Here is a 16973-nt window from a genome sequence, read left to right as displayed (position 1 = left end):
TTGCGCCCCTCCCCCACCTCGCGTCACCCACGCACCGCCGCGAGGCGGCCCCGCACACCCCGAACCGCCCCCGGAGGCCCCGCCATGCCCGTTTCGTCCCCTCCCCGGCCCCGGGAGGCGGCGCGCCCCGCCTCCGGGAACGCGCGCTCCCCCGGCCCAGCCACGCGCCGGAACGCCGTACGCGAGGCCGTACGGAACGGACTCCGCGCCACCGCCCGCCGCCTGTCGCACCGCGTGTCCCGCGAAGACAGGGACGTCCTCGCCCTCTACGTCCTCACCCGCGTAGGCCTGTGGACGACGGCCTACTGCGCCACCTGGCTGTTCCCGGCCGACTCCCGCACCCGTCACGCCTCCTCACTCCTGGCCGCCTGGCAGCAGTGGGACTGGTGGCACTACCTCCGCATAGCGCAGGACGGCTACTTCCCCGGGGGCGCGGGCCCCGGGACGGCGGACTGGGACAACCGGGAGGCCTTCTTCCCCGGTTTCCCGTTCGCGCTGCGGGCCGTCCACGCCGTCGTACCCGACTGGACGGCGGCCGGGCTGCTGCTCTCCCTCGTCTGCGGCGCGGTGGCGGTCCTCGCGCTCGCCCGCGTCACCCGCCGGTACGTGCCCCACCCGGACGCGGGGCGCCGCGCGGTCCTGTTCTTCCTGCTCTCCCCCTGCGCCGTGTTCCTCGCGGCCGGCTACACCGAGGCGCTGTTCCTCGCCCTGGCCCTGCCCGCGTGGCTGGCCGCGCAGCGCCGGGCCTGGCCGCTCGCCGCGACTTTGGCGGCCCTGGCGACCACCGTGCGCGTCAGCGGCCTCTTCCTGGCCGCCGCGATCGCCGTGCTCTTCCTGACGACCGTCCGCGCGCACCGCGACGGGCGCGCGCTGCCCTGGCTGCTGCTGCCCGCGCTGCCGCCGCTCGCGTACAGCGCGTACCTCCGGTCCCACACGGGTGACTGGATGGCGTGGAAGCACGCGGAGGAGCGCGGCTGGTACCGCGACTTCCACCCGCCCTGGGAGGCCTGGCGCAACACCTGGGACGCGGCCTTCCACCACACCGTCCCCACCGGTTACGCCATCGAGTTCCAGGCCGAGCTCCTCGCGATGGTCCTGGGCCTGCTGCTCACCGGCTTCCTGCTGTACCGGCGCCGCTGGCCCGAGGCGACGTACACCGCCCTGACCCTGGCCGCGCTCGGCACCTCGTACTGGTACATGTCCCTGCCCCGCGCCACCCTCCTGTGGTGGCCGCTGTGGGTGGTCCTCGCCGCCTGGAGCCTGCGCGCCCCGCGCGTACGCACCGCGTACGTGTGCCTCGTGGCGCCCCTCATGACCGTCTGCGCCCTCACGTTCCTGACGGGCCGGTGGGCGGGGTGACCCCGGCGCGGAGGGGCGGCTGCGCGGTACGGCGTGCGGCCGCCCGCAGACGCGAACGGGCCCGTCCGGAGACTCCTCCGGGCGGGCCCTCTTCCACGATCGCCAACACTTCGGCCGAGCACCGGCCGAGCCAATGATCTGCAACGCCCCTTCGAGCGCGCATCAGCCCCTGGCTCGCGGCCTGGGCCGCAAGTCAGGGGCTGATCACTCCGTAGACCGTGTGGGACTCGAACCCACAACCAATGGAGGCAAAAGTCGACGAGGACCCGTGACGGGGCGGTCCGTCGCATGATCCCTCATGCCATCCGACCAGGTGAGAGCCGGTTGGATGGCATGGCGATCACAGCTCATCGCAGCCCATCCGAAGGCGTCCGGGCTCACTCCGGGCTCACGTTGCACCCTGGCTGACCTGCAACAAAGGTGTCGAGCGCCGCCAGGCACCGGACCTCGCACCGGCCCCTGGCAGCACGTCGCGTTACTCCGCGTCTCCGTCCTCGCCCTTCCGAAGTGGCGGGTCCTCGAAGATGTCGACCCGCCACCATTCCTCAGACGCGCCGGGCTCCACGTAGTTGCTCAGCGCGACGCCCATCCCGAGAGTTGCAGCGGCCTTGAGCAATTCGTACGCCTGCTCAGGGTCTGTCGTGTGCATCTCCTTCACCTGAGCAGGATTGGGAACGAAATCGCCGTCGCCTTCTACGCGCTCTGCGTACGCCATCGCAGCCCTCCCATGCGATACGAAACAGCTCGAGTCTGTCGCTCCCCGGCGAAGGAAGGGAGCGAACTCCGAAACTTCCAGCACCCACTGGCGGGCAGGCTGACGCCTACGGCAGCGCGTCGAGGGCCGCCTGCCACGGGTACGCGTCAAGGTCGCCGTGTTTCGGCTCATGCGGGACGAACCCGCCGTCGCCGAGCAGGACCGTGACGCCGTTGGTCCGCAGGAGGTCGACGCTCGTCGCGAGGGCCGGGTGCGCGGCCTGCGCACGGTTGAGGTACGGCAGGGCGACGAGTGGCAGGCCGAGCCCGATCGCTTCCGTGATGAGGCCAAGGGCGAGCGTGTCCGAGATCCCGAGCGCCCACTTGTTGAGTGTGTTGAACGTGGCCGGGGCGACGAGGATCGCGTCGGGTGGCGGCAGCACATCGGGCTCGTCGGGCAGCTTGTACGAGGTGCGCACGGGGTGCCCGGTCAGTTCCTCGAGCTGCGGCAGCTCGCCCTCGAGCCAGCGGGCGGCGGATGGCGTGAACACCTGGCACACGTCCCAACCCGCCGCCTGCGCCTGCTCGATACCGGATCGGATTCGGCGCGAGGGCGGCGCCGCGCAAGAGATCAGATAGAGCACGCGGTCAGTCATGCGGGCAGTCCACAGCGCGCTGCCAGACCGCGCAAGCGCCCCTCTGCGGACCCGACTCCCAGCAGCCGCAGATCCTCGACGAGGCGCTTCGTACGCGGGCGGCAGTGCGTCTCCTCGGGTGCCTCGCGCTCGGCCTCGAGAAGCGTGCTCACGGCTTCCTCGCGTCTGCCGGCCTGCGTGAGCCCACGGGCCACGTCGCCCAGGTGGTGTGCTCGCCGTTCCCTCGGCAGCGCGCTCATGGCCGGAACAGCGATCTCGGCCGCCGCTGCCACGGCGTCGGCCCCGTCGTTCAGGCGCACCAGGGCGGAGACGCGGTGAATCCGTACGTTGGTCGGCCCGAAGGCGGTCCACAGCGCGTGCCGTCCGCACCCAACCGCTCGGCGGAGGCTTCCGCCGCCTCGAGCAGGTCCGGCACCGCGGCGCGCGTCTCGGCGTGGGCCGCTGCCATGGTGGCCTTCGGGTACAGCATGCCGAGCACGCTCAGCCCTTGCTCCCCACGGTCGACGAGGTCGGCCTCGAGGCGCCCGGCGACGGCAGTCGCGAGATCGACGGCCGCCGCACCGTCACCGCGGTGGAACATCGCGTCGCACAGGTGCCGCGTAGCCCCCGCCATGGCCATGCTGTCCCCGGACCGCTCGGCCGCCATGACGCTCCGGTCAGCGACAGGACCCCTACGCGGCAGCGGAGTACGGGGCCCGCTGCGTCAGCGGTGACGATGCCGACTGCGACGCGGCCTCTGGCCTGCACAGCGCCCCGGAGCCGGTCGAGGAATAGCAGCGCAAGCACACCCAGGAGACCGGACACCTGCGCTACCGCCGCGTCTTCGCCGACTATGCGGTCATGGAACCCACCCACGACCTCCCCACCAGGCTGGAGCCCGCCCACGTCCGCCGGGTCACCACCTAGCTGCCCTCGCCGAGGAACCAGCGGCGGGCCCGCTCCACCCGCCGCACGCGGCCCGACCCTTGCCCGTGAGAAGGCCGGGCCGCACTTCCGGCACAGGGAAGGAGGTGAGACCGTGGGAGGCGACGACGGGATATCCAAGGTCAACGGGTACGACGTGTTCGGGCAGGAGACCGTCCCCCCTGCCGAGCCGGACAGCGAAGACGAGGACGGCGCCGATGGCTAAGAAACCATGCGTCGGCGTCGGCTCCTACATCAAGCGTGACCTGCCCGACCGTGCACCCATCGGGCCTGGTGCGGCAAGCATCCAAAGAGCGCACCCGGCTCGTGGCGCGCGCCGGATGGGTGTGCGTGGACTGCGTACGCGAGGCGAGCAGACCCGCGCAGTAGGGCAGCGCTGTGACCGGTCGCCCGGACGGGCCCAACTGTCAGTGCCACGATGTATTCGCGCGCACGCGCGCGTAAAGGCGCGACCGGTCGCGTGCGGACCGCTACCGCCTTTCGTGAAACGACACCGATGCTGCCGACAGATCAGCGGAAGTGCCCGGCCAATCGGCCCAGCACGCAGTCGCTACTTATCCCCGAGCAGCACCAATCAACCGAGTCAACATCGTGCCATGAACGCGCTTGATCAAGAATCGCTGGACTCGCCGAAGGCGCAGATGCCCCAGCTTGCCTCGCAAGAGCAGGTCATCTACGCGATACGACTCTTCCAGAAGTCTGGAATCCAGCACATGCTCTTCCTCGGATCCCTCCATGAATCTCGTGAATACCCTTTCCTTCGCCTCGGCTCGCATCTCCAGCCAGCCCATCCCCACATACGAGCGGGTCACACCGAGATCATGATTGCGGTCATAGAGCAAGTGCCACTCGAGCCCACAGTCCCTAAGTACGCTTGAAACGGGTGCGAGAATCCTGATGGCGACAGAAGAGAGCCCTTTATCGCGAATTCCCTCGAGGTGACTTCCGACAGAATCGAGCGCCTGCCGCATCCTCTGGAAATCTCCCTCACCCACCAAAGCATCAAGCGATTTCCCGTAAAGCCAGTCCGCCCTAAAACCATAGTACACTTCATCGAAGCCACTCTGCGGTGACCACTCTCTCCCCGACTTTGTGACCCCTGATATTTCATCCAGGTAGGCGCGGCGGTAGACAGTTATGTTCCCGTAAACTTCCCGCAAGGCGACGTCGAGCTCTGAGAGTTTAGCCAAGAGTTCTGTCAACATTCGATTCGTGTCCTTAGCCGCCTCGTCACGCGCCCTCACTCCGTCAATCAGAGGGCTGGCCCTAGAAACAGCTAGGACGCCGACCCCAAGTACTAGAACTGGGATCCAAGTTCTCTGATCAGCCAGAGACACAGAGCGTTCAGCAATCCGCCCAAGGTCGCCCCGTAGCTCCCCCGGCCGCTCATGGTCGTACACGACCGCGCAAGACGAAAGAACAACTACCGACCTTCGAGCGAAAACCCTGACCACCCTCATTGGCAGCTCGGAAAGCATCTCCAGTCGATTCCTCCTCGTCGCCATCCTCTCCAGGCGCCTCGAAGATATCTGGCCGGTGAGGCGCCTCGCTCTCATGTAGTGAAAGAGCCGGGCAGGGGTCTTCCCTTCAAGGCTGCCGAGGGAGCGCGGCATCCGCTTTCTCCATCCAGGCGCTCCCACCCCCACCCCAATCTTGCGGGCCGACCCTATCGCTCCAGAAAACCATTGGCGCCGCTCTATTCGCGCGCTCACCCTGCTCCAGAATCTGATAGTCCAGAAGCGAGTAAACTCAACAAGAAACCCCAGGATGAAGAAGGCAATAACAGCCTTCAGTGGCACGGCTGTCCAGCGGGCCCCTACATGGGCATCAATCGTGGAGAACACTTCATCTGAAATTGCCATACGCACCTCCACGGTTGGCCCTGAGTACAGCGTCATTATCTGGGCCACCCGGGTGAGCCGAAGAAACTTGAGGAGATCCTGAGGTCTGTCCGCGAGCCGGGCGACGTAACACTCGGCGCCCAAGGCGACCACGAAGATGACGAAGGTGACAGCTCTCTGTGCCCTGTCACCTTCGTCATCTTGGCGTCACCTTCGCGGCCCGCCTACGCGACCACGCGCCACACCCACCCGCCGTCGAAGTCCGCCTTCTGCGACTTCACGTGCGCTTTGGCCCGGCAGCGGCGCAGCGTGTGCCGCTCGAACCCGGCCTGTGCCCCGGCCTTGAACAGCTCGCCCGCAGGCGCTTCGCCGCCGTTGCGGGTCAGGTAGTCGCGCAGCCACGCGACGGCTTCCTCGCGCTCGCTGCGTTCCTCTGGCGCCGTGCCCGAGTCGGCGAGCACGTCCCCGACGCTCTGCGCCGACTCGCCCGTGAACTCGACGCGCCCCAAAGAGGTCAGGCCGTCCCCGGTCTCGACCTCCGTGTCCCGCACCACGTACGTGAGCGACGGTAGGTCGAGGCGCCCGAGGTTGTTCTTCTCCTGGGACAGGATGACCGTCCGACGCGCAGGCCGACCTCGACAAGGTCCGCGCCCTGCTCACCATCCCTGGCGACGACGACCCCGACGGCCGCGTGCGCATAGGCGACCTCCTCGCCTCCGTCTCGGCCAAGAAGGAGGCGATACCGGACCACGAGGAGACGAAGCGCCGCTTCCGCTCCGGGCAGTCCCTCACGACCCGGATCACCGTGGGCGAGTGGCTCGACGAGTGGCTCGCGGGCAAGCGCCGCCGCGACACCACCCTCGACGGGTACGCCTCGCACATCCGGGTGCACCTCTAGCCCCGCATAGGCGAGCGCCGCCTCGACCGCCTCACGGTCGGCCTCCTGGTCGAGATGTTCGACGCCATCGAGGACCACAACGAGGAGATCCTCGCCGAGAACGCCGACCGTCACGCTCAGATGGAGCGGTGCAAGCCGACCAAGCCGGGGCGGCCCGCGGGAGCCGAGCGCGAGCGACTGGCCAAGGAGCGGGCGAAGCTCGCCGGATGAAGCCCTTCCGGAAGATCACGGGAGCGGCCAGCCGACAGCGCATCCGGGCCACCCTACGCGCCGCCCTCAACGACGCGATCGCCCAGCAGCTCATCACGTTCAACCCGGCGGCGCACGTCGAGCTCGACAGCGGCAGGCGCCCCAAGGCCCTCGTGTGGACCGAGGACCGCATCGCGCAGTGGCGGCGCACGGGAGCCGAACCCTCCCCCGTCATGGTCTGGACGCCCGAGCAGACCGGCGCCTTCCTCGACCGGGCCGCGAAGCACCGCCTGTACGCGCTCTTCCACCTGGTCGCGTTCCGCGGGCTCCGCCGGGCGAGGCATGCGGCCTGCAATGGGCCGACGTCGACCTGCGCGGCGGCACGCTCACGGTCACCACGCAGCTCGTACAGCGCGGCTGGAAGGTCGAGGAGTCCGCCCCCAAGACGGACAGCGGCGCCCGCGTGGTCGCCCTCGACTCGGCGACGGTCGAGGTCCTTAAGGCGCACCGCAAGCGGCAGATGCGCGAGCGCCTCAAGTGGGGCGAGGCGTACGTCGAGACGGGTCGTGTCTTCACGCAAGACGACGGCGAGTGGCTGCACCCGACATGGGTCACCGACCAGTTCCAGCACCTCGCCACCGAAGCGGAGCTGCCGCCCATCCGTCTGCACGATCTCCGCCACGGCGCGGCGACGCTCGCTCTCGCCGCCGGGGCCGACATGAAGGTCGTGCAGGAGATGCTCGGGCACTCCTCCATCACGATCACGTCGGACACGTACACGAGCGTGCTCCCCGAGGTCCCCAAGAAGGCGGCCGAGGACGCCGCGCGCCTCGTCCCCCGACAAGATCGCCGCACCGCCGGGCTCACCTGCGGCCAGCAAGGGGCCAGCGAACAGCGGAGCGCCCCGCCCGGCAAAGCCAGACAGGGCGCTCAAGCGCAGGTCAGATGGGGTTTCCACCAACCCGCTTCCCGTAGACCGTGTGGGACTCGAACCCACAACCAATGGATTAAAAGTCCACTGCTCTGCCAATTGAGCTAACGGTCCACACCGACGTGCTGTCGGCGCACCCATGAGCATAGCCGGAGAGGCCTGGCAGTCCGATGGGGTATCGGCACCGGGTGCCGTCGTGGGTCGCCGGGGCGGGGGTCAGCGGCCTCCGGTGAGGCGGAGCGTGCCCGTCTGCACGGTGCGGTAAGCGGCGTCCCCGGCGCCCCTCGCGCTGAGCGTCCAGGTGTGGCGGCCGGTGCGGGCCCTCTTGCCGTCGGGAGTGCGGCCGTTCCAGCGTGCGGTGATCGTCGCGGCCTCGCGGGCGGTCCCGCGTACCGTCCCGGACGTCTTGCCGGTGGCGTCCTCGAACGTCAGCTTCCACGCGGTGGCGGGCCGGGACAGCTGCCAGGTGCCCCGCCACGTGGCACCCGTGGCGGCGGTGCGCGACTCGATGGAGGTGACGGGCGAGCGCGGCACCGCGACCGGCACGACCCGCACGCGCTGCTCGGCGTCGACGTACGCGACGTGGCCGCCGAACCTGTCGACGGTCCAGCTCGGGCCGGGCTCGTCGTACTCCGGCACAGTGGCGAGGCGCCTGGTGGTCACGCGCGCCCCCGCGCCCCTGTGGAAGTCGGTGAGGTCGAGACGGGTCCCGGTCCGGCGCACGAGGAAGCCGTCGCCCAGCAGCGCACCGCCCTTGGGCACCGTGATGTTCCTCTTCGCCGTCAGGTCCCGCACCCCGGCCCTGCCCCCGCAGTCCCAGTAGAGCCAACGCCCCACCACCTGGAGGCCCTTGGGCACGCAGCCGGAGCCCAGTGTGACGGGCGCGCTCGTCTTCCGGGACCTCAGGTCGTACGACACGACCGTGCCGGTGGTCCTGCCGGGGTGCCACACCTTGGTGCCCCAGAGGGCGGCCGAGTGGGCGGTGAAGGTGTGGGCGACGGGCTCCCTGGCGGCGTTCTCGGAGTCTCCGACGTAGTACCGGGTCTTGCCGCGCTTGTTGATCAGCGTGTAGCGGCCGGACGCGCCGACGAGGTCGACGCGTCCCGTGCCGGGGGCGATCGTCCGGTGCGTGTGCGGGGACGTGGGCTCGCGGACGGTGTCGCCGGTGGAGTACGCGACCCGGCCGTTGCCGAGGGCGTACAGGTCGACGCACGTGGAGTCCTCCGCGCACGGCGCGTACGCCTTGTCGGGCAGTGCGGCGACGTGCTCGGGACCCGAGACGGCCCTCGGGGCGCCGGTGGCGGACAGGTCGTAGGAGCGGAGTTCGCGCTCCCCGGGGGCGCCACCGCCACCGCCCGCGGTCGCCACCGTCAGCCGGCCGCCGCCGAGTGCGAGGCCGTCGATCCGAGCCCTGACCGGCTCGACGTCGCGGACCGCGGCGAGCCGCACTCCGCCTGCGTCGTCGGCGAGAACCCTGCGGACGGCCCAGTCGGCGGACCCGGTGCCGCCCACGGTAAGGACCGAGCCGTCGGCGGCGGGCGCGAGCCACGTGCCCGCGTGGTCGAGCAGGCGCTCGCTGCCGCCGCCGACACGGACCGCGTGCAGCGGCTGGCCCACCTGCCGCTTCGGCAGCGCCTCCTCGTGCACGACCAGGATCCGGTCACCGGCGAGGGCCATCGTCGCCCGGCGCGCGGTGGTGGGGCCGACGGGGCCGGGGATCGTGGTCCGCACCGGCGCGGCGTGCGGCGTACCGCGCTCCACGGTGTACGCCACGTCGCGCTCGGGCCAGTAGCCGAGGACCCGGTCGGCGGAGAGCGCGTACTGCGTCGGCAGGTCGTCGCCGTTGAGGGCGGGGAAGAGGGGGGTGAGACCGCCTGTGCGGTAGTCGAGCAGGTAGGCCCTGGTGCCCTCGGGGCCGCGCAGGAGGAGGACCGCGCCGTCGCGGTCCTGGAACCGTACGCGTTCCATGCCCGTCACGCCGTCGGGCAGGCCCCGCACCACCCGGTCCGAGACGGTGCCGTCGGCCTCGGCGCGCAGCAGGTGCAGGGAGAGGGTGCCGGTCGCACGGTCGCGCACGGTCGAGACGGCGGTGCGGTCGGTGAACGCGCCGGTCATCAGGTAGTGCTCGGACGAAGCGGTGATCGCGACGGACTCGCCGGAGTCCAGGTCGGTGAGGTCCAGCGCGTGGAACCCGGGGCGGATGTCCATGGCGACCGAGCCGTTCACCGACGTGGGGTGCTCCACCTGGCGGGTGCGGCCCGTCTCGAACTCCGTCCAGAGGACGCCGCTCCGCCCGTCGTCCGTCTCCGTACGGTGCAGGTACCCGGTGCGGCCGGCGCCGTACAGCGATACGCCGCGCGGCTCGAACCGGTCGGCCGCGTCGACGACGACGGTTCCGGCGGGTCCGGGTCCGGGTCCGGGCTCGGCCACGGCCGGTGGCGCGGCGAGCGAGAGCAGTCCGGCGGACAGCGCGAGCGACGCCGTCGTGGCGACCGTGCCGCGCCGCCAGGTGTAGCGAGCCAAGAGATCCCCCCTGATCATTTTTCGGCTCGGATGCTAACAGTCGCGGCGCAACGCCCCGGACACGGACGAAAGCGGGCCCATCCGAAGATGGGCCCGCTCTCTTCAGCTACGGTCAGCCGTTGCGCTTCCAGCGCGGCTTGTCGTCGCGGCGGCCGAAGGAGCCGCCGCCGGAGCCGGAGCGGTGGTCGTCACGACGGTTGTACGACGGACGGTCGTGGCCGCCGGAGCGGTAGCCGCCGGAAGGGCGGTCGTCGCGGCGGTCACGGTTGTACGGGCGGTCGCTGCCGCGGTGGCCGGACGGGCGGTCGTCCCGGCGGAAGCCGCCGCGGTCGTCGCGGCGCTCGAAGGGACGGCCACCGCGGTCGTCACGACGGTCACGGTCACGGTTGAAACCGCCCCGGTCGTCACGACGGTTGTCACGGCTGTCGCGGTTGTCACGGCTGTCGCGGTTGAAGCCACCGCGGTCGTCGCGGCGCTCGAAGGGACGGCCGCCACGGTCGTCACGACGGTCACGGTCACGGTTGAAACCGCCCCGGTCGTCACGACGGTTGTCACGGCTGAAGCCACCACGGTCGTCACGGCGGCTGTCGCGGCTGTCGCGGTTGAAGCCACCGCGGTCGTCGCGGCGCTCGAAGGGACGGCCACCGCGGTCGTCACGACGGTCACGGTCACGGTTGAAACCGCCCCGGTCGTCACGACGGTTGTCACGGCTGAAGCCACCACGGTCGTCACGGCGGCTGTCACGGCTGTCACGGTTGTCGCGGCTGAAGCCACCGCGGTCACCACGGTCGAAGCGCTCGGTGCGCTCCGGGCGCTCGGTGCGCTCCGCGCGCTCGGCCCGCGGCTGCTCCGCCTGCTCCGGGACGGAGACGGCGGCCGCGGCCTCGGTCTCGCCCGCGTCGGCGGCGGTCTCCACGGCGGCGGAGGCGGCGAGCGCCTCGGCCGGGTCCTCGCCCCGCTCGCGCGCGGCCCGGGCGGTGAGGCGGTCGGCCTCCTCGCGCAGCTCCGCGGCGCGGCGCTGGGCCCGCTCCAGCTCCTTGGTGAGCTGGCGCACCTCGCGCTCGGCCTGGCTCGCGGCGTTGCCCGCGGACTCGGCCTGCACCTCGGTCATGGACCGGGCGCCGGTGATCTCGGCGACCTCCGGGTCGAAGGCGCCGCCGCCGTTGATGATGTGGCGCGTGGCGTCGACGCCCGCGTCCTCCATGAGGCGGAAGATCTGGCGGCGCTGGTGCGGCAGGGACAGGGAGACGACCGTGCCCGTCCGCCCGGCGCGCGCCGTACGGCCCGCACGGTGCAGGTAGTCCTTGTGGTCGCCGGCCGGGTCCACGTTCAGGACGAGGTCGATGCCGTCGACGTGGATGCCGCGCGCGGCGACGTCCGTGGCGACGAGGACGTTCACGTACCCGTCCTTGAAGTCCGCGAGGGTGCGGGTGCGCGCGCCCTGCGTCATGCCGCCGTGCAGCGCGTCGGCCTTCACGCCGGCGTCGCGGAGCTGCTCGGCGACGCGGTCGGCGCCGAGCTGGGTGCGGACGAAGATGATCGTGCGGCCCTTGCGGGAGGCGATCGCGGAGGTGACCGGCGCCTTGTCCCGGGGCTTCACGATCAGGATGTGGTGCGTCATGGTCGTGACGGCGCCCTGCGCGGCGTCGACCTCGTGCGCGACCGGGTTGTTCAGGTACCGGTCGACGAGGGTCTTGATCTCGTTCTCCATCGTCGCGGAGAACAGCATGCGCTGGCCGTCCGCCGGGACCTGGTCGAGCAGCTCGGTGACCTCGGGCAGGAAGCCCAGGTCCGACATCTGGTCGGCCTCGTCGAGCACGGCGATCCGCACGTTCTCGAGCGAGCAGGCGCCGCGGTTGATCAGGTCGCGCAGGCGGCCCGGGGTGGCGACCAGGATGTCGACGCCCTTCTCCAGGGCGTAGATCTGGTTGCCCATGGACGTACCGCCGCAGACGACCTTCATCTTCAGGCCGACGACGTCGCCGTACGGCTGGAGGGCGTCGGCGACCTGCATGGCGAGCTCGCGGGTCGGCGTCAGGATGACGGCGCGCGGCTTCTTCTTCTCCGTGTGGCCGCCCGCGAGGGTGGCCAGGGCCGGCAGGCCGAAGGAGAGGGTCTTGCCGGAGCCGGTACGGCCGCGGCCGAGGATGTCCTTGCCGGCCAGGGCGTCCGGGATGGTCGCGGCCTGGATCGGGAAGGGCGTGGTGACGCCGTTGCGGGCGAGCTTGCGGACGACGGCCTCGGGGAGACCGAGGTCGGCGAAGGTCATACCGGGCTCTTCGGCTTCCTCGGCCTCGTCGACCTCATCGGCCTCGGGGGTGACGAGCGCCTCATCGGCCTCGGGGGTGACGAGCGCCTCGACGGCCTCAAGGACCTCGGCGGCGGCGGTGTCGGTGTCGGTCGCGGCGGGCGCCGCGGCCGTCTCGGCGGCGTCAGCGGCCTCGGTCACCGAGGGAACATCGGCGAGGGTCGCGAGCTCGGCCTCGTCCTGGACCTGAACCTGGACAGCGTCAACGTCAAAACTGGAAATGGACATGCGAAATGCGAAACCTTCCGGAGTCTCGGCACGCGCCCACAACTCCGTGATTTCGCAATGGACCGCCTCAATGCGGTCAGCCACGGCAAGGGAGAGTACGCGCCACACGGCGCTCTCTTTTACGGCGCCGGGCAAATGGGATCAAACGATCTACCACCATACGCACCTCCCCCCCCCATTGGCAAACCCCCACCGGAAGAACCCTCCCCGAAGGCCCACCGCGCCCTGCCCGCCCCCGGTGCTCCGCCCCCGGAAAACGACGCCGTACCCAGTGCTGCAACCAGCGTCGCACCCAGCCCTGCAACCAGCGCCGGACCAGCGAGGACAGCCCTGGAGAAGCAGCCCGTCCGGTGCTTGCGGACGAGGCCGCCCAGCGCTCGACGACCAGCCCGACCGGCGCTTGCGGACGAGGCCGCGAGCCGGTCACACCCGGCTCCTCCGCCCCGCCGATCACCCCCAGCCCCCGCGCCCCACCGGACCACGCCGGACCCCGCGCCCCCGGCCTACGCCGGCCCCGCCGCGGGCGACGGCTCCCCCTGCTCCTTCACCGGCCCCTCCACCTCCCCGTGCGCCGACGACGACGGCTCGGGCGTCGTGGGGTCCGGCGTCGGGGAGGGCGGCTCGGGCGTCGGGTCCGGCGTGGGGGTGGTGCGCGTCGGCCGGGGCCCCGGCTTCGTGCGGGTCGGCGTGGGGCGTCCGTTCCTCGTCGGCTCGACCGACGCCGCGGTCGTGCCCGAACCGGCCCGCGAGGGCTTGGTCCCGGGCTTGTCGTCGCGGGGGCCGGCGGCCTTCCGGTCCTCGCCGCGCCTGCCCCGGTCCTTCCCGCCCCGGCCCTTCCGGCCCTTGTCGTCGTCGCCGCGGCGGCCGCCGTCCCGCCCCTCCTCGCGCGCGGCGCCGGGCAGCACCGTCCCGCCGTCGGGCGCGGCGGCGCCCCCGCGCTCCCGGCCGGACTTCCCCGGGGCGGGCGCGCCGCTCCCGTCGTCGCCGATGCTCATACAGCCCGCGGTCGCCGCGACGGCCATGGCGGCCGCCGCCCACCGGACGGAAACGTACAACTGGCGCACGGCCGAGCACCTCCGAGGCGCAGGGGAGAGGGACGCCCTGCCCAACTCCCGCGCACGGCAAGAGGACACGCGCCCCGGCGCCCCGGACAGGCCCCGCGCCCGCCCCGGACAAGGCCCGCGCCCGCCCGCACGAGCCCCGCGCCCGCCGCACCGCCCACCGCCGCGCCCACCGCCGCGCCCGGCGGCGCCGCTCAGCCGTACCCGAGCGCGTGCAGCCGCTCGTCGTCGATCCCGAAGTGGTGCGCCACCTCGTGCACGACGGTGATCTCCGTCTCGGCCACGACGTCCTCGCGCGACTCGCACATCCGCAGCGTCGGCCCCCGGTAGATCGTGATCCGGTCGGGCAGCACCCCGGCGTACCACTCGCCGCGGTCGGTCAGCGGCGTGCCCTCGTAGAGCCCGAGCAGCTCGGGGTCGTCGCGGGGCGGCTCGTCCTCGACGAACACCGCCACGTTGTCCATGAGCCGTGTCAGCTCGGGCGGGATCCGGTCGAGCGCCTCGGCCACCAGTTCCTCGAACTCCTCGCGCGTCATCTCCAGCACGGGCCCATTGTCGACCGTCGATCACCGCCAGGCATAGCCACGTCCCGACATGGGCATACGCGCCCAATGGGGCGCGACGTCATGGTCGTTCTGCGGCACCTGCGCAGCCTGCGCGGTGCCCCCGCCGCTCTCCGCGACCGCCTCCGCACGCTCCGGAGCGGCCCCGGCGACAACCACGAAAGCCCAGCTCAGGGCGGGTCCTCAGGCGTGGAGCAGCGTCCTCGCCGACGCGCCCTCCGGGGCGTCCGGAGCTTCCGAGACCTCCGGGGCCCTCACACACCCCACGGCCCCGGGGGTGCCCGCAAGCGCTCCCCGCGCGCCCTGCCCGGCCTCGCGCCCACCCCGCACCCCGTCGCGCGCGCCCTCGGCCTGGTGGCCGTCGTGCTGCTCGGCGCCTGGCTCGGCCTGCTGGTCGTCGGCAGCGTCCACACGTCCGTGGGCCCCATGGAGACCCGGATGGCGCTGCGGCCCTCGCTCACCGGCGGCACGAAGATCGACGTGTCGCCGCTCGGCGCCCTGGAGCTGCGCTCGCACGTCGCGCCCATCCGCCTGGACGTCGACGTGGACCGCCTCGACCCGGTGCGCTCCGAGGCCCTGGTCAACCACCCCGAGCGGATCTCCGGCCTCCAGGAGGAGGTCGCGAGCGACGTCGTGAACGGCACGCTGAACCTGGCGGTCCGCTCCTGCGCGGCGGTCGTCGCCGGGGCCACCGCCCTCGGCCTGGCCGTCTACCGCCGCCCGCGCCGCGCCCTCGCCGCGGGCGGCCTCGCGCTCGCCCTACTTGCCGCCTCCGGCACGGCCGCGTACGCCACCTGGAACCCCAAGTCGGTCCTTGAGCCCAAGTTCTCCGGCCTGCTCTCCAGTGCGCCCTCCGTCGTCGGCAACGCCCGCAGCATCGTCAGCGAGTTCGACGTCTACCAGCGCGAACTGGCCCGCCTCGTCACCAACGTCACCAAGCTGTACGACGTCACGTCCACGCTGCCCGCGTACGAGCCGGACCCGTCCACGATCCGCCTCCTGCACGTCTCCGACATCCACCTGAACCCGGCGAGCTGGAAGATCGTCAGCTCGCTGGTCGAGCAGTACGAGATCGACGTCATCGTCGACTCCGGCGACACCATGGACCACGGCACCGCCGCCGAGAACGCCTTCCTGGACCCCATCGAGGACCTCGGCGCGCCCTACGTCTGGGTCCGAGGCAACCACGACTCGCGCACCACGCAGCGCTACCTCTCGAAGCTCAGGAACACCTACGTCCTGGACGACGGCAAGCCCGTCGACGTCGCGGGCGTGCGCTTCGCGGGCATCGGCGACCCCCAGTTCACGCCCGACCGCTCCACGAAGGCGGAGGGCAACCCGGCGGAGGAGGTGGCGGGCATCACGCTCGCCTCGTCGCTGCGCGCCCAGGCCGCGGCGGGCACCCCCGTCGACATCGCTGTCGCCCACAACCCGGTGGCCGCGCGGCAGACCGACGGCACCGTGCCGCTCGTCCTCGCCGGGCACCTGCACCACCAGGAGATGGACGTCCTGGACAAGGGCACGCGGCTGCGGATCGAGGGCTCCACCGGCGGCAGCGGGCTGCGGGCGGTCGAGGGCGAGCACCCGGACCCGGTCGAGGCCTCCGTGCTCTACCTGGACCGCGCCACCCAGCGGCTCCAGGCCTGGGACGAGATCAAGCTCGGCGGGCTCGGCCTGACAAAAGCCGAGGTCAGCCGCCATCTGCCCAAGGAGAACCGGCCCGGGGCGACCCCACCCACGCCCCCGCCGACCCCCCGCCCGTAAACCGTTTTGGCGATAGCTCCCCGTATCCCATATGCTTCTCACGTCCCCGACGCGCTGCGAAGCGCCCAGGCGGGTCGATAGCCCTCATCGTCTAGCGGCCTAGGACGCCGCCCTTTCAAGGCGGTAGCACGGGTTCGAATCCCGTTGGGGGCACGCAACACCGTGTGCGAGACTGGTGCTCGCGCAACAGCTTGGTCCTGTGGAGCAGTTTGGAGTGCTCGCCACCCTGTCAAGGTGGAGGCCGCGGGTTCAAATCCCGTCAGGACCGCTGCAACCGCAAGGTTGCGTGGCTGGGTAGCTCAGTTGGTACGAGCGTCCGCCTGAAAAGCGGAAGGTCGCCGGTTCGACCCCGGCCCCAGCCACAGCCGCCCTCACCAGGGCATGAACCCTCTCCGAAGATCCTTCGGAGAGGGTTCTTTCATGCCGGTCACGCCAACGCGTACGCCAACGGCCCTCAGGAGAGGGCGTCCCCCAGCTTCCGGAGTGCCTTCCGCTGCTCGTCCAGCGTGAACGCCCCCGCACGTTCGCTCCCATGACGGCCGCGGTCTGCTCGAATCTGCCTGATCCGGCATCAATCTGTCGCTGAGGCGGAAGGATGCGGGCATGCCCAGGCCGAAGAACTTCACTGCGTGGTTGAAGACCCATACAGATCAGCGCACCGCCATCGGGGATCTCGCACGGGACGTCTCCGGCGATCCCGGCTGGCCCTCAGGCAAGGGGAGGCAGGGACAGCTCGACTACCTGGAAGAGTGCGGCGCCATTCCGGATGCTGTCGAGACGCTTGAGCGCGCGTGGACTGAGTACGAGGCATACCGAGCGGCCCATGCTGATACCTGAGCAGGGATACGCCAACCCGTACGCCAACACCAGCGCACAACCACACCCACTACGGACCTAGGACTCACAGCCTGATCAGCCCCTGACCAGCCCAGTCACGGCCTGAAAAGCGGAAGGTCGCCGGTTCGACCCCGGCCCCGGCCACAGCAGAAGCCCCCGTCTCCGGACGGGGGCTTCGTCGTTTTCCAGCCCTCGAAC

The 16973-nt window shown here is 71.2% G+C and carries 15 protein-coding genes, 4 tRNA genes and 1 pseudogene; 9 read left to right on the top strand and 11 right to left on the bottom strand.

What is annotated here, in order from left to right:
- Positions 1-84 precede the first annotated feature (84 nt).
- Positions 85-1359, top strand: coding sequence for a mannosyltransferase family protein (locus QK440_RS15900; protein WP_282793741.1), 1275 nt, complete (start codon positions 85-87; stop codon positions 1357-1359).
- Between the two features lie 475 nt (positions 1360-1834).
- Here QK440_RS15900 and QK440_RS15895 read toward each other — a convergent pair whose 3' ends face one another.
- The 6 genes from QK440_RS15895 to QK440_RS15870 all read right to left on the bottom strand — a co-directional run bounded on the left by QK440_RS15895 (position 1835) and on the right by QK440_RS15870 (position 6027).
- Positions 1835-2074, bottom strand: a complete 240-nt coding sequence (locus QK440_RS15895) for a hypothetical protein (protein ID WP_282793740.1) — start codon at positions 2072-2074, stop codon at positions 1835-1837.
- 106 nt (positions 2075-2180) lie between these two features.
- Positions 2181-2708, bottom strand: a complete 528-nt coding sequence (locus tag QK440_RS15890) for a flavoprotein (protein WP_282793739.1) — start codon at positions 2706-2708, stop codon at positions 2181-2183.
- Positions 2705-2860, bottom strand: a complete 156-nt coding sequence (locus QK440_RS15885) for a hypothetical protein (RefSeq protein WP_282793738.1) — start codon at positions 2858-2860, stop codon at positions 2705-2707. Before QK440_RS15885 ends, QK440_RS15890 begins: the two co-directional genes overlap by 4 nt.
- A 137-nt stretch (positions 2861-2997) precedes the next feature.
- On the bottom strand, positions 2998-3354 hold the full coding sequence (locus QK440_RS15880) for a hypothetical protein (RefSeq protein WP_282793737.1): 357 nt from the start codon (positions 3352-3354) through the stop codon (positions 2998-3000).
- 832 nt (positions 3355-4186) lie between these two features.
- Positions 4187-5626 carry a hypothetical protein gene (locus QK440_RS15875; protein ID WP_282793736.1) on the bottom strand — a complete coding sequence of 480 codons (1440 nt, stop codon included), beginning with the start codon at positions 5624-5626 and terminating at the stop codon, positions 4187-4189.
- A gap of 71 nt (positions 5627-5697) precedes the next feature.
- A complete protein-coding gene (locus tag QK440_RS15870) occupies positions 5698-6027 on the bottom strand; it encodes a hypothetical protein (RefSeq protein WP_282793735.1) in 330 nt (109 codons plus the stop codon).
- Between the two features lie 137 nt (positions 6028-6164).
- On the opposite strand from QK440_RS15870, the gene QK440_RS15865 reads away from it, so the two are divergent.
- From QK440_RS15865 to QK440_RS15855, 3 genes and pseudogenes are all read left to right on the top strand, one after another.
- The gene (locus QK440_RS15865; RefSeq protein WP_282793734.1) at positions 6165-6371 is read left to right on the top strand and encodes a hypothetical protein; all 207 of its coding nucleotides are present in this window, start codon (positions 6165-6167) and stop codon (positions 6369-6371) included.
- 54 nt (positions 6372-6425) lie between these two features.
- The gene (locus tag QK440_RS15860) at positions 6426-6581 is read left to right on the top strand and encodes a hypothetical protein (protein ID WP_282793733.1); all 156 of its coding nucleotides are present in this window, start codon (positions 6426-6428) and stop codon (positions 6579-6581) included.
- A gap of 154 nt (positions 6582-6735) precedes the next feature.
- Positions 6736-7290 (top strand): annotated as a pseudogene (locus QK440_RS15855) (tyrosine-type recombinase/integrase); the annotation flags it as partial.
- Between the two features lie 242 nt (positions 7291-7532).
- Here the strand turns inward: QK440_RS15855 and QK440_RS15850 are convergent.
- The 5 genes from QK440_RS15850 to QK440_RS15830 all read right to left on the bottom strand — a co-directional run bounded on the left by QK440_RS15850 (position 7533) and on the right by QK440_RS15830 (position 14156).
- Positions 7533-7605: transfer RNA gene (locus QK440_RS15850), tRNA-Lys, on the bottom strand.
- A gap of 102 nt (positions 7606-7707) precedes the next feature.
- Complete coding sequence (locus tag QK440_RS15845; protein WP_282793732.1) at positions 7708-10014, bottom strand: FlgD immunoglobulin-like domain containing protein; 2307 nt, start codon at positions 10012-10014, stop codon at positions 7708-7710.
- Between the two features lie 112 nt (positions 10015-10126).
- Positions 10127-12550, bottom strand: a complete 2424-nt coding sequence (locus tag QK440_RS15840) for a DEAD/DEAH box helicase (protein WP_282793731.1) — start codon at positions 12548-12550, stop codon at positions 10127-10129.
- Positions 12551-13053: 503 nt separating this feature from the next.
- Positions 13054-13614, bottom strand: a complete 561-nt coding sequence (locus QK440_RS15835) for a hypothetical protein (RefSeq protein ID WP_282793730.1) — start codon at positions 13612-13614, stop codon at positions 13054-13056.
- 191 nt (positions 13615-13805) lie between these two features.
- Positions 13806-14156: a metallopeptidase family protein gene (locus QK440_RS15830; protein WP_016643405.1), complete on the bottom strand. Its 351-nt coding sequence runs from the start codon at positions 14154-14156 to the stop codon at positions 13806-13808.
- Positions 14157-14363: 207 nt separating this feature from the next.
- Between QK440_RS15830 and QK440_RS15825 the strand changes: the two genes are divergently transcribed.
- The 5 genes from QK440_RS15825 to QK440_RS15805 all read left to right on the top strand — a co-directional run bounded on the left by QK440_RS15825 (position 14364) and on the right by QK440_RS15805 (position 16775).
- Positions 14364-15938: a metallophosphoesterase gene (locus QK440_RS15825; protein ID WP_282793729.1), complete on the top strand. Its 1575-nt coding sequence runs from the start codon at positions 14364-14366 to the stop codon at positions 15936-15938.
- A gap of 80 nt (positions 15939-16018) precedes the next feature.
- Positions 16019-16091 (top strand) — tRNA-Glu (locus tag QK440_RS15820).
- A gap of 40 nt (positions 16092-16131) precedes the next feature.
- A tRNA-Asp gene (locus QK440_RS15815) sits at positions 16132-16206 on the top strand.
- Between the two features lie 20 nt (positions 16207-16226).
- A tRNA-Phe gene (locus tag QK440_RS15810) sits at positions 16227-16300 on the top strand.
- A gap of 241 nt (positions 16301-16541) precedes the next feature.
- Positions 16542-16775, top strand: a complete 234-nt coding sequence (locus QK440_RS15805) for a YozE family protein (RefSeq protein WP_282793728.1) — start codon at positions 16542-16544, stop codon at positions 16773-16775.
- Positions 16776-16973: the final 198 nt, after the last annotated feature.

This window comes from Streptomyces sp. CC224B (genome assembly GCF_030010595.1).
Taxonomy (GTDB): domain Bacteria; phylum Actinomycetota; class Actinomycetes; order Streptomycetales; family Streptomycetaceae; genus Streptomyces; species Streptomyces longispororuber.
Note: the sequence above shows the minus strand (reverse complement) of the source record. Positions and strands in the feature narration are given on the sequence as shown.

Coding starts and splice junctions, on each gene's coding strand:
- QK440_RS15900 (WP_282793741.1), top strand. CDS start 85: ATGCCCGTTTCGTCCCCTCCCCGGCCCCGGGAGGCGGCGCGCCCCGCC.
- QK440_RS15895 (WP_282793740.1), bottom strand. CDS start 2,074: ATGGCGTACGCAGAGCGCGTAGAAGGCGACGGCGATTTCGTTCCCAAT.
- QK440_RS15890 (WP_282793739.1), bottom strand. CDS start 2,708: ATGACTGACCGCGTGCTCTATCTGATCTCTTGCGCGGCGCCGCCCTCG.
- QK440_RS15880 (WP_282793737.1), bottom strand. CDS start 3,354: ATGGCGGCCGAGCGGTCCGGGGACAGCATGGCCATGGCGGGGGCTACG.
- QK440_RS15860 (WP_282793733.1), top strand. CDS start 6,426: ATGTTCGACGCCATCGAGGACCACAACGAGGAGATCCTCGCCGAGAAC.
- QK440_RS15840 (WP_282793731.1), bottom strand. CDS start 12,550: ATGTCCATTTCCAGTTTTGACGTTGACGCTGTCCAGGTTCAGGTCCAG.
- QK440_RS15805 (WP_282793728.1), top strand. CDS start 16,542: ATGCCCAGGCCGAAGAACTTCACTGCGTGGTTGAAGACCCATACAGAT.